Origin of the sequence: Pseudomonas haemolytica, assembly GCF_009659625.1 — a bacterium.
GTDB lineage: Bacteria > Pseudomonadota > Gammaproteobacteria > Pseudomonadales > Pseudomonadaceae > Aquipseudomonas > Aquipseudomonas haemolytica.
Genome location: NZ_VOIW01000009.1, coordinates 1 through 12,440, shown reverse-complemented (window position 1 = coordinate 12,440; position 12,440 = coordinate 1). Strand labels below are relative to the sequence as shown.

The 12,440-nt window shown below is 59.4% G+C and carries 7 protein-coding genes and 2 pseudogenes; 4 read left to right on the top strand and 5 right to left on the bottom strand.

Translation table 11 applies throughout. The features are described 5' to 3' along the window. Positions 1-88: 88 nt before the first annotated feature. Positions 89-880, bottom strand: coding sequence for a CPBP family intramembrane glutamic endopeptidase (locus tag FRT59_RS24955; protein ID WP_153872653.1), 792 nt, complete (start codon positions 878-880; stop codon positions 89-91). A gap of 422 nt (positions 881-1,302) precedes the next feature. Between FRT59_RS24955 and FRT59_RS24950 the strand changes: the two genes are divergently transcribed. Continuing rightward, entirely contained in the window at positions 1,303-2,163 is an 861-nt protein-coding gene (locus FRT59_RS24950; protein WP_153872652.1) for a DMT family transporter, read from the top strand. A 33-nt stretch (positions 2,164-2,196) separates the two neighbouring features. Here the strand turns inward: FRT59_RS24950 and FRT59_RS24945 are convergent, their stop codons facing one another. Continuing rightward, positions 2,197-3,081, bottom strand: coding sequence for a DMT family transporter (locus tag FRT59_RS24945; protein WP_162524858.1), 885 nt, complete (start codon positions 3,079-3,081; stop codon positions 2,197-2,199). A 141-nt stretch (positions 3,082-3,222) separates the two neighbouring features. On the opposite strand from FRT59_RS24945, the gene aceK reads away from it, so the two are divergent. The 3 genes and pseudogenes from aceK to FRT59_RS27325 all read left to right on the top strand — a co-directional run. Then, a complete protein-coding gene (gene aceK / locus FRT59_RS24940; RefSeq protein ID WP_153872651.1) occupies positions 3,223-4,938 on the top strand; it encodes a bifunctional isocitrate dehydrogenase kinase/phosphatase in 1,716 nt (571 codons plus the stop codon). 70 nt (positions 4,939-5,008) lie between these two features. Continuing rightward, positions 5,009-8,920: an ATP-dependent RNA helicase HrpA gene (gene hrpA, locus FRT59_RS24935; protein ID WP_034119253.1), complete on the top strand. Its 3,912-nt coding sequence runs from the start codon at positions 5,009-5,011 to the stop codon at positions 8,918-8,920. A 97-nt stretch (positions 8,921-9,017) separates the two neighbouring features. Further along, positions 9,018-9,206, top strand: a pseudogene (locus FRT59_RS27325) (group II intron reverse transcriptase/maturase); the annotation flags it as partial. A 122-nt stretch (positions 9,207-9,328) separates the two neighbouring features. On the opposite strand, the gene FRT59_RS24930 reads toward FRT59_RS27325, so the two are convergent. From FRT59_RS24930 to FRT59_RS27090, 3 genes and pseudogenes are all read right to left on the bottom strand, one after another. Continuing rightward, positions 9,329-9,961 (bottom strand): hypothetical protein, encoded by a 633-nt coding sequence (locus FRT59_RS24930; RefSeq protein WP_153872650.1) that lies wholly within the window; start codon positions 9,959-9,961, stop codon positions 9,329-9,331. After that, positions 9,958-10,092: a hypothetical protein gene (locus FRT59_RS27620; protein ID WP_411829411.1), complete on the bottom strand. Its 135-nt coding sequence runs from the start codon at positions 10,090-10,092 to the stop codon at positions 9,958-9,960. Before FRT59_RS27620 ends, FRT59_RS24930 begins: the two co-directional genes overlap by 4 nt. 174 nt (positions 10,093-10,266) lie before the next feature. After that, positions 10,267-12,440 (bottom strand): annotated as a pseudogene (locus FRT59_RS27090) (RHS repeat-associated core domain-containing protein); the annotation flags it as partial.

Below are 12,440 nucleotides of genomic sequence, written 5' to 3'. Positions count from 1 at the left end.
CAATCCACAAGGCTTTCAGGGGTTATCGGCAATGGCGAGCATTTATTTAACTTGTTTTTTGCAACAATCCAGTGGGCCGAGGTAAGCGTCAGCTGGCCAGCATCGGATAGGTGAACAGTCCGAAGTGAAGCAGGTTCAAGCCAAAGTGCGTGGCAATCGCCGCGCCCAGCCCGCCAAAGCGATACGCCAGGCCGTAAGCGACGCCGGCAATACTCGCCAGCAGCACCCACTGCCAACCCGCGCCCAGGTGCACCAGGCCGAATAACAGCGAGGCCAGCAGCAGCGCGAGGTTCTCGCCGTAGGGCAGGTTTTTGAAGCGCTGGCTCAGGCCGCCCTGGATATAGCCACGGAACAGCGCTTCCTCGACCAGCGTCACCAGCAGCAGGTTATTCAATACCCAGAGCCACGCCTGGTCCGGCCACTTCGGTGCCCAGCTGATCATGCCCATCAGGGCTGCGCCACCCAAGGCGGCGATGGCGGTCAAGACCAGGGCCACGGCAGTGACGCAGATCGACAGGCGCAATGACCGCCGCGCCACAATCCACGGGCAGGCCAGCAGCAGCCAGAAGCCGATCAGCGGTTTGTCCTGGTTCAGGTACATCGAAAAGGGCACGGCGTCAGGGGTAAGGCGCTGGGGCGCGATGCCGCGGCCATTGTGGAAACCCGGCAACCAGTGCATCGCCAGGCCCAGGGCAAGGACGATAAACAACCCGTGGCCCAGGTAGCGTGCCCAAGGGTTACGCTGCTGGCGTACGGCGTATCCGGCCACCAGCAACAGCGCCACGGAGACCGCCGCCAGTATGCCCAGTTGGCCGTAGATCAAGGCCATGACATAGCCGATGGAAAGCAGCGTGAGGTACAGCCAGGGCAGAGCAATCATGTGAAATCCTTAGAAAAAACTGGGCGGCATTATAGCGAGTGGTCTGGTTCGACGGCATGAAAAGTCCTCCACGCACAGGGCGGCGGGGGAAAGGATTGCAAAATGTGTTTGCGGCTGGTTATAGTCGACGCGTCCTTATCCCTTCAAAAAGATCAGCACATGCCAGCTTCCCAGCGCATAGCGGTAGTCGATTCAGCGGTCAACGCTGTGGTCGTGCCGTGCGGCGGCAAGCAGCCTGCGCAGATCAGTCACTACCCCCCACCTGTCAGTAGCACGCCGGTGTACGCAGTCGTATCACCGCCGGGTGTTGGCATTTCGGGCTGATCAGCGATTCGCTGTTGCCCTGTGCCTGCCTGAAAAAAACCTACCGAATTTCAGCCTTGGCTGAATTGGCTTTTTTGCCTGATTACAGGTGGTAACTCATGTCTGTTCTTTCGAAACGATCCGTGGCCGCGGCGGCCTCGACGAGCCTGTTTGTCTTGCTGTGGAGCAGCGGGGCGATCTTTTCCAAGTTGGGCCTGGCTCACGCTTCACCCTTTGCCTTTCTACTAATCCGTTTTGCCATCGCCCTGCTGGGGTTGGTGCTGCTGGTGCCTATCCTCACGTTGAAGATGCCACGTCCCGGCAGGCCGATGTTGTATGCAGCGGCGACGGGCCTGGTGCTGTTGGGGGCCTACCAGATTTTCTATCTGCTGGCCCTGGACCTCAAAGTCACGCCCGGCGTGATGGCGACCATCATGGGCGTACAGCCGATCCTCACTGTGGTGCTGATGGAGCGCCAGCGCTCCTGGCGCCGGCTGTTCGGCCTGGGGTTGGGCTTGGCCGGGTTGATCATGGTGGTGTACCAGGGCATCGGGCTGGCGGGCATGTCCCTGGCCGGGATGCTGTTCGGGCTGCTGGCGCTGGCGAGCATGACGTTGGGCTCGATCATGCAAAAACGCATCACCGACAACCCCTTGGGCACGTTGCCGCTGCAATATCTGGCCGGGCTGTTGTTGTGCGCCGTGTTCGTGCCCTTCCAGCCGTTCCACTTTGAACACAGCGCGGGCTTTTACCTGCCGGTGCTGTGGATGGGGCTGGTGGTGTCAGTGCTGGCGACGTTGTTGCTGTATCGCCTGATTGCCCGCGGCAACCTGGTGAATGTCACCAGCCTGTTCTACCTGGTGCCGGCGGTGACGGCGGTGATGGACTACCTGATCTTCGGCAATCGGCTGGCCGTGTTGAGCCTGTTGGGGATGGTGTTGATCATTGTCGGTCTGGTCTTTGTATTCCGTAAAAACTGAAACCTACCCCTGTAGGAGCGAGCACGCTCGCTCCTACAGTTTTTGCGGGCGCAGCACCAACCACAACGCCCCGGCGATCAACACCCCGCCATACAGATGGGCCATGGACAACGGCTCATCCAGCAGCAATGCCCCCCACAGCACGCCGAACGGCGGGATCATGAAGGTCACGGTCATCGACTTGACCGGGCCAATCGATGACAGCAAGCGGAAGTACAGGATGTACGCAAATGCTGTACACACCAATCCCAGCCCCAGCAGCGACGCCCACACCTGCCAGCCGCCCCAACTCGCCGGTGGCTGGCTGATGGCGCTGTAGGCAAACAACGGCAGCAAGAACAATGTAGCGCCAAGCATGCTGCCCAAGGCCGACAGGCGGCTGTCCAACCCGCCGCGCTGATCCAGCCAACGCCGCGCCAGGAAACCGGCAAAGCCGTAGCAGGTGGTCGCCAACAGACAGGCCAGCGCGCCCATCAATAACTCCAGATCAAATGCCACCGGCCCTGCGCGCGTGAGCACGGCGACGCCAAACAGCCCCAAGGCTACCCCTGAGATTTTCGACGGTGTCAGGCGTTCACTGAAGAACAACCCGCCAATCAGCACGCCCATCAACGGTGTGGTGGCGTTGAAGATCGCCGAGTAACCCGCCGGCAATACCTGGGCCGCCACCGAGTACATGGTTGCCGGGATTCCGGAGTTGATCACGCCCAGCAGCAGAACGATCTTGAACTTGCCCTGGAAATCCCAGCTCACGCGCATCATCGCCAGGATTACCAGCAAGCCGGCGGCGGCAATCGACACGCGGAAAAACGCAGTCGGCACCGTGCCGATTTCGGGCGCGATGATGCGCATAAACAGAAAACTCGCGCCCCAGATGGCAGCCAGTCCCAGCAGATACAGGGTGTCGACAGGTCTCACGGAAAACTCCTACGCCAATCAGGCGGGGGAGTGTTGCCCAGCGTCCGGGCCGACACAATGTCTAAGTACAAATCATCCTTCTCCTGCCTCGGTTCACTGGCTAAGCTCTGGGCTTCCAGTTACCCGCTCGAGGTTTCCCGCATGTCGCAGCCCGCCCTCGCTATCGCCCGAATGATCCTCGACGGGTTCGACGATTACCGTGAGCACTTCCGCCAAATCACCGATGGCGCCCGCGAACGTTTCGAGAAGGCCCAGTGGCAGCAGGGGCAGGCCGCTTCCGCGGCGCGCATCAACTTGTATGAGGACAAGGTCAGCGAAGTCACCACCCGCCTGCGGGCAAGTTTCGAAGGGGCCGCGTTGCAGGACATCGACCTGTGGCCCCTGGTGAAAAGTGCCTATATCGGCCTGATCGACCTGCGCTTTGACGATGAACTGTCCGAGACCTGGTACAACTCGATTTTCTGCGGCCTGTTCAGTCATGACCTGATCAGCGACGGCTGCATGTTCATCCACACCACCCGGCCGAGCCTGCGCCGGGCGCGGGCGGCGCAAACCCGGATCTACCCACCGGCCGGTAACATCGCAGGCATGTTGGCGCAGGTTTTCTCGGACTACAGCTTCAGCGAGCCCTACGCCGACCTGCCGGCAGACCTGCAACGCCTCGAAGCCCAACTGCGGGAAAACCTGCCGGATTGGGTGTGCAAGGACCCGGACCTCAAGGTCGAGCTGTTTTCCTCAGTGCTCTACCGCAATAAAGGCGCCTACCTCGTAGGGCGCATCTACACCCGTGACGAACAATGGCCGCTTGTCATCCCCTTGCTGCACCGCGAGGGGCGTGGCATCCAGATCGATGCGTTGATCACCGACGAAGCCGACGTGTCGATCATCTTCTCGTTCACCCGTTCCTATTTCATGGTCGACGTGCCAGTGCCGGCCGAATTCATCGGCTTCCTCAAGCGCATCCTGCCGGGCAAGCACATTGCCGAGCTGTACACCTCCATTGGCTTTTACAAGCACGGCAAATCCGAGTTCTACCGTGCGTTGATCAATCACCTGGCGACCACCGATGACCAGTTCATCATGGCCCCTGGTGTGCGCGGCATGGTCATGAGCGTGTTCACGCTGCCGGGCTTCAACACCGTGTTCAAGATCATCAAGGACCGCTTTTCGCCGTCGAAAAACGTCAACCGGGCCACGGTGATCGAAAAGTATCGCTTGGTGAAAAGCGTCGACCGGGTAGGGCGCATGGCCGACACCCAGGAGTTCGCCGACTTCCGCTTCCCCTTGAGCAAGTTCGAGCCCGAGTGCCTGGCCGAGTTGCTGGAGGTCGCCGCCGGTACGGTCCAGGTAGAAGGCGACACGGTGCTCATTCGCCACTGCTGGACGGAACGGCGCATGACCCCGCTCAACCTCTACCTCGACAACGCCAACCCCGCCCAGGTGCGCGAAGCCCTGGAAGACTACGGCCTGGCGATCAAGCAACTGGCGGCGGCGAATATCTTCCCCGGCGACATGCTGCTGAAAAACTTCGGCGTCACCCGTCACGGCCGCGTGGTGTTCTACGATTACGACGAAATCTGCTTTCTCACTGAAGCCAACTTCCGCCATATCCCCGCGCCGCGTACCCCAGAGGATGAAATGGCCTCGGAGCCGTGGTACTCCATCGGCCCGCTGGACGTATTCCCCGAAGAATTCCCGCCGTTCCTGTTTGCCGACGCCGGCCAGCGCAAGTTGTTCGACGAGCTGCATGGCGAGCTGTACAACGCCGATTACTGGAAGGGCCTGCAGGACGCGATTCGCGCCGGCAAGGTCATTGATGTGTTCCCGTACCGGCGCAAGGACCGCGATAGCGAATGAGGGGCGCGCACATCCAGGGTTTTCTGCGACAATCCGCCCCCTGCATAAATAGACGACCCAAACGCACCTGATGACTGACCAAGCACCCACCATCGACCAACTGCTGAAAACCCTCGATCACGCCATGCTCGCCGACCGCCACCGCTTGCGCCGGCAGTTGCTCGAGCTGCGCAAGAAGCCCGATGAGGAGAAGCTGGCGCAGTGGGTGGCGCGCATGCAGGCATCCTGTGCCCAGGTCACGGCGCGGCGCGCCAGCCTGCCGCTGATTCGCTACGACGACAGCCTGCCGATTGCCGCCAAGCGCGATGAAATCAAGGACGCGCTGCTCAAGCATCAGGTGCTGATCATTGCTGGCGAGACCGGCTCGGGCAAGACCACCCAGTTGCCGAAAATCTGCCTGGAAATCGGCCGCGGCCAGTACGGCCTGATCGGCCACACCCAGCCACGGCGGATTGCAGCGCGCAGTGTCGCCAGCCGTGTCGCAGAAGAGTTGGCCACACCATTGGGCGCTTTGGTCGGCTATCAAGTGCGCTTCGAAGACCAGAGCGATTCCAACACCCTGATCAAGCTGATGACCGACGGCATCCTCCTGGCTGAAACCCAGAACGATCGCTACCTGGAACGCTACGACACGATCATCGTCGACGAAGCCCACGAACGCAGCCTGAACATCGACTTCCTGCTCGGCTACCTCAAGACCCTGCTGCCGCGTCGCCCCGACCTGAAAGTCATCATCACCTCGGCGACCATCGACCTGGAGCGTTTTTCCAAGCACTTCGACGATGCGCCGATTGTCGAGGTCTCTGGCCGTACCTTCCCGGTGGATACCTGGTATCGCCCGCTGACCCTGGAACAGGACGAAGAGGGCAACCGCGTCGAGGACGACTTGACCGTCGATCAGGCAATCCTCGCCACCCTCGATGAAATCGCCGCTTATGAGCGCAGCGAACGCCGCAGCCCCGGCGACGTGCTGGTGTTTTTGCCGGGCGAGCGTGAGATCCGCGACGCCGCCGACATGCTGCGCAAGGCCCAGCTCAAGCACACCGAGATCCTGCCGCTGTATGCACGCCTTTCACCGGCCGAGCAGCAGCGTATTTTCCAATCCCACCCGGGCCGGCGCGTGGTGCTGGCGACCAACGTCGCGGAAACCTCGCTGACCGTGCCGGGCATTCGTTATGTGATCGACAGCGGCACCGCGCGCATCAGCCGCTACAGCTACCGCGCCAAGGTGCAGCGCCTGCCGATCGAGGCGATTTCCCAGGCCAGCGCCAATCAGCGGAAAGGCCGCTGTGGCCGGGTTGAGCCGGGCATCTGCATTCGCTTGTACAGCGAAGAGGACTTTATCGGCCGCCCGGAATTCACCGACCCGGAAATCCTGCGCACCAACCTTGCCGCCGTGATCCTGCAGATGCTGCACCTGCGCCTGGGTGAAATCACCGATTTCCCGTTTATCGAACCGCCCGATGGCAAGGCGATCAGCGACGGTTTCAACCTGCTGCAAGAACTCTCGGCGGTGGACCGCAACAGCCAGCTCACGCCATTGGGCCGCCAGCTCGCACGCCTGCCGGTGGACCCGCGCATGGGCCGCATGTTGCTGGAAGCGGCCAAGCTCGGCAGCCTGCAGGAAGTGCTGATCGTCGCCAGCGCCATGTCGATCCAGGACCCGCGCGAGCGCCCGCCGGAGCGCCAACAAGCCGCCGACCAGGCCCACGCTCAGTGGAAAGACCCGGATTCGGACTTCGCCGGGCTGGTCAATTTGTGGCGCGGGTTTGAAGAGCAGCGCCAGGAGCTGACCGCCAGCCCTTTGCGTAACTGGTGTCGCAAGAACTTCCTCAACTATTTGCGCCTGCGCGAGTGGCGCGATTCCCATCGTCAGTTGAGCCTGATTTGCCGCGACATGCAGCTGAGCATCAATAAAGAACCGGCGGACTTCCCGAAACTGCACAAGGCGGTGCTGTCCGGCCTGCTCAGCCAGATCGGCCAGAAAACCGAAGACGGCGATTACCTCGGGGCGCGGCAGCGGCGCTTCTGGATTCACCCCTCGTCCGGCATCGGCAAGAAGCGCCCGCAATGGCTGATGACCGCCGAACTGGTGGAAACCACCAAGCTTTATGCGCGCATGGTGGCGAAGATCGACGCCGACTGGATCGAGCCGCTGGCCGGGCACCTGATCAAGAAAAACCACTTCGAACCCCATTGGGAGAAGAAGCGCGGCCAAGTGGTGGCGTTTGAGCAGATCACCCTGTTCGGGCTGATCATAGTCGGGCGTCGGCCGGTGCATTACGGGCCGATTGACCCCGTGGTGTCCCGCGAGCTGTTTATCCGTGAGGGCCTGGTACGCGGCGAAATTCAGTCCCGGGCCAAGTGCCTGACGGCCAACCAGCAACTGCTGGAGCAACTCGACGAACTGGAAGCCAAGGCCCGCCGCCGCGACATCCTGGCCGATGAAGAAACCCTGTACGCCTTCTACGATGCGCGCCTGCCGGCGGAGATCCACCAGACGGCGACCTTCGACAGCTGGTACAAGGTCCACAGCCAGAAAGACCCACAACTGCTGATCATGCGCGAAGAAGACGTGCTGGCCCGCGAGGCGAGTGAAGTCACCGCCGCGCATTATCCGGACACCTTGCACCTGGGCGACCTGGCGCTGGCCTTGAGTTACCACTTCGAACCCAATCACCCCCGCGACGGCGTCACCCTGCGTGTGCCGGCGCCGTTGCTGCCGGCGTTGCCGGCCGAACGCCTGGAGTGGCTGGTACCGGGGGTGATCGAAGCCAAGTGCATCGCCCTGGTGCGTAACTTGCCCAAGGCGTTGCGCAAAAACTTCGTGCCGGTGCCGGACTTCGTCAAGGCGGCGCTGCAACGCATCGAATTCGGCCAGGGCTCGCTGCCCCAGGCGCTGGGGCGCGAGTTGCTGCGCATGACCGGTGCGCGGGTCAGCGATGAGGCTTGGGCCGAAGCGGCACAACAGGTGGAAAGCCACCTGAAGATGAATCTGGAAGTGGTCGACGGCCAGGGCAAGTTCCTTGGCGAAGGTCGCGACCTGGCCGAACTGACCGCACGTTTTGCAGAGGCCAGCCAGGCCGCGTTGGCCGTACCGCAAACCGCGAAAAGCCAACAGCCTGTAGAAGCCAAGGTGTTCGCGGCGGTGGCTGAAAAGACCCAGCAAAACATCGCCGGCCTGTCGATGACGGTGTACCCGGCGCTGGTGGAAGAGAACGGCACGGTCAAGGAAGGGCGTTTCTCCACCGCCGCCGAAGCCGAGTTCCAGCATCGCCGCGCGTTGCAGCGCCTGCTGATGCAACAACTGGCGGAACCGGCGAAATTCCTGCGCGGCAAATTGCCGGGCCTGACCGAGCTGGGCTTGATGTACCGCGAACTGGGGCGTATCGACGCGCTGGTGGAAGACATTCTGCTGGCCAGCCTCGATACCTGCGTGCTCGAAGGCGAGGCCAGCCTGCCCCGCGACGGCGCGGGCCTGGCGGCTTTGGCTGAGCGCAAGCGCGGCGGTTGGACCGAACACGCCGAGCGCCTGGCGCGCCTGACCCTGGAAGTGCTGAAACTGTGGCACGGCCTGCAAAAGCGCTTCAAAGGCAAGATCGACCTGGCCCAGGCCGTGGCCTTGAACGACATCAAGCAGCAACTGAGCAACCTGGTGTACCCGGGTTTTGTGCGGGAAACCCCGGCGCAATGGTTCAAGGAACTGCCGCGTTTCCTTAAGGCCATCGAGCTGCGCCTGGAAAAACTGCCGAGCCAGGTACAGAAGGACCGGGTGTGGAGTACCGAGTTGAGCGGCCTGTGGGCGCAGTACCAGAACCGCCTGAACAAACACACCCAGGAAGGTAAGCGCGACCCGCAGTTGGAGCTATACCGCTGGTGGCTGGAGGAATATCGGGTGTCATTGTTTGCCCAGCAGTTGGGTACCAAGGTGCCAATTTCCGATAAGCGCTTGAGCAAGCAATGGAGCCTGGTGGAAGCTTGATAAGGACCACATCTGTCCAGGTGGGAGCTGGCTTGCCTGCGATGCAGACGCCTCGGTGTATCAGTGATACCCAGTCGCTGCCATCGCAGCATAGGGTATTCATTGCCATAGCGAAAAGCAGGCATGCGAGGTCATGGCGGCAATCAAGCAACGCTTGGAAAAGTGTCTGCTGATCATGCACCCGGACAAGTCGAAGATCGTCTACTGCAAGGGCAGTAACCGAAAAGCAATTTACCTAACGACGCAATTTACCTTTCTTGGTTTCACCTTTCGGCCCAGCGAGGCATAGGGCAAAAGAGTGCGTCTGTTTACCAGCTTTCTGCCCGGTGCTAAGTAGTCCAATATTCAGCTCTTCTGAGAGGACATGCACGTAAAGTAAGCAAGGTGAATGTCGCGTTCCTAAATCCATTACCTGTGGATATATGCGTAAACACCTTCCTGCTGAATTTCTTCCAGGTTCATTTTCTGAAGGATTTTGTTTAAAAAAGGCAAGTGTTCTGAGTGGCAAATGAGCTGGGCAACACCATGTGTTTCTGCATCATAGAACCGGAAGGAAATAGATCTCTCGTCAGAAAGAATTAGTTTGAAGTCGTCAGTTTTTGAAATGTCTGTGAGTTTGCTTAGATTGCGCCATAGATGTTCAAGGCTGTCGTTAGTATTCAGCATGAGTGTTACAGATGTTCGATAGCAAGCCATACGGTTAGGGTCTATCCGAAACGGATCGCAATCTAAATTTATTACTTGGGAGTAAATGTTGGTTGAATCGTTTTTTCTTAAAATATCTCCTGGTTTTGAGTTTTTGTAGAAGTTCTTTTGTGAAAGATATTCTTGGGTCTTATTGTAATAAGGTAATAGCTTTGTGTTCCATTGTACGATGCTTGGCCATTTTGATTTAAGTAGCGAGCTGAACTCACACCAAGTATTCCAAGCCCCAGAATAATCTTGGTTAAGTAGTGTGATCGTTATATAGTTTTCATCGTGGGTGGGATGTAGCTGATCCCAAGGATGAATACCTATTTCTCTGATGAATACTGATTTCATTTTTGTCTCTTGAAGTATGAGTGGTTGTCTGTGTGGTTTTTTAATGGTGCTGACTCTCCATCGATACTGGCCTCTGTATTGAAGTGTGGACCAAGGTTCCCTTTTTTATGGCCGAGCGAGTGCTCCCGGATTTCTATTTGGCGTTCCAGTAGTTAAAAAATATACACTCTACCCTCCGTATATTGTTCTTGATCTGTGATCTTGACTCTGCGTATTCGCGTTGGGTGTTGGGTTTGTGGGACTCCGCCTATTGCTTTTGCTCTTTTAAATGCACCATTTCTAGATAGTTTGCTATCGGTTCCTTTGGGGAGTTCCGCATCTCCTTCGTGGACCTTGGCATGTTTTCCGGGGGCATCAGCGCCGTGTGTCGGCTTACATCCATTTTCACCAGGGCACGAACTTAGGCCTAGTGGATCCACCCACCCGGTAGGGTTGGGCACGTACTGATAGGCATTGATCCCTCCCGCCAATTTCACCGGGTCCGGTGTCAGATAACGGCCAATATCTGGATTGTAGTAGCGATGGCGGTTGTAGTGCAGCCCGCTTTCCTGATCGAAGTATTGACCTTGGAAGCGCAGCGGATTGTCGATTTTGCCTACGTCGAGACGGGCGATCTGGCCGTAGGCGCGGTAGTGGGCGGACCAGACGATTTCGCCTTCGGGAGTGGTGAGTTCCTGCGGTGTGCCGAGGTGGTCGAGTTGGTAGTGGTAGGGCTTTGTTTCTTTTGGACCAAACCCTTCCAGCAGCGCCAATGGGCGGAAGCTGTCCGGTTCGTAGAGGTAGCTGCGATGACAGTCCGCATGGTGTTCGGCAATCAGCTTGTCGCCTTGCCAGAAAAACTCTGTGGTTTTGTTATCCACGGTTTTGCTGATGCGCCGCCCAAACGGGTCGTAGCGGTAACTGGCGGTTTCGCCGTTCGGCTTTGTGATGCCGATCAGCCGATGCTGGCAGTCGTAGCGGTATTCGGTGACGAGTTGCTGGCCCTTCCCGCGCCGTTCGCGGATAAGGTTGCCGAAGGCGTCGTAGTCGTAATGGCGGTTGCCTTGGATCACCAGGCGGTTGGCCGCGACGATGTCCGGGCCCGGCCGATCTTGCATCAGCAGGTTGCCCGCCGGGTTGTGGCCGAAGCGTTCCTGTACGTCTTGCGAATGATCGGCGCGGGTCAGGCGGGCGAGGGGGTCGTAGTGGTAAAGGTGTTGGCCTTTGCGGGTGTCGTGCAGGCGGGTGAGGTTGCCGCTTTTGTCGTAGTCGTATTGGCGTTGATAGAGGTGGTTTTGCTGTTGGGTAACCGAGTGGGCGTGCAGGCGGTTTTGTTCGTCGTAGTGGTAGTGGCTGAGGAGCTGACCTTGCTGGCGTTGGTGTTCGCGACCGCTCTTGAATAGATGCGAGGTGAGCTCTTCACCGTTGAGTTCGACAGTGGCGAGGTGGCCGCCTTTGTCGTGGTTGAAGGTGAGGCGGTTGTTATCCGGCAGGCGCAGGTTTTTCAGTTGGCCGCAGGCGTCGTAGCCGTAGCGCAGGGTGCCCCAGCCTTGGTGTTCGGCGATGAGGCGGTTTTGGCGGTCGTACTCGTAGGCCAAAGCCCAGTGACCGTCCTCGACGCTGAGGAGGTTGCCTTGGCGGTCGTAGGCATAATCGACCACGCTGCTACCGGGCAGGATTTTTCGTACAAGACGCCCGGCGTGGTCTCGCTCGTAGCGGGTGATTAGCTGGCTGCCGTCGTCGCCGTATTCGGTCTTTTACTGCAGGTTGCCGTTGAGGTCGTAAACGTAGGCGGTGCGTTGGCCGTCAAAGCCGTTTTCCTGTTGGATCAGGCCGTTGGGGTGGTAGTCGAGTTGGTAGGTTTCGCCGACTTCGTTTTCGATTTCGGTGAGCAGCAGCCGTACGTTGTCGTAGCGGTACTTGACCTGGGTGCCGTCGGCGTTGATGCGGCGGCTGATCAGGTGCAGACCATCGGCGTATTCGTAGCGGGTGACGTGGCCGAGTTCGTCGCGTTCGGCGATGATTTTTCCGTAGGGGTTGCAGCTGAATTCCCGGAAAACACCGCCTGGCAAGACGAGACGAATCAATCGACCGACGCTGTCCCATTGATACTGAGTCAGCGCGCCATGTTCATCCTCACGACCAATCTGCCGTCCAAGGTCGTCATAGCGATAGTGCTTAACCCCGCCATTGGGCAGTTGTTCTTCGACAAGCTGCCCACGCTCATATTTCCAGACCGCCTCACCGCGTCTGACAACCCGTACGAAGCCGTTGTCATGCTCGTAGGAGGTCGGCTCATCATCCCCCGGAAACAACGCCACCAAGCGCCCAGCTTCGTCGTACTGATACGCCGTAACCGCGCCCATCGGGTCCTGCTCGACGGTCAGCCGGCCTTTGTCATCGTAGGATTTGAAATGCTGGGCGCCGGCGGGATCGATGCGCTGCACCAATCGCGCCCGGTCGTCATGGACATACACTTCCTGGCTACCATCGGCGTTAT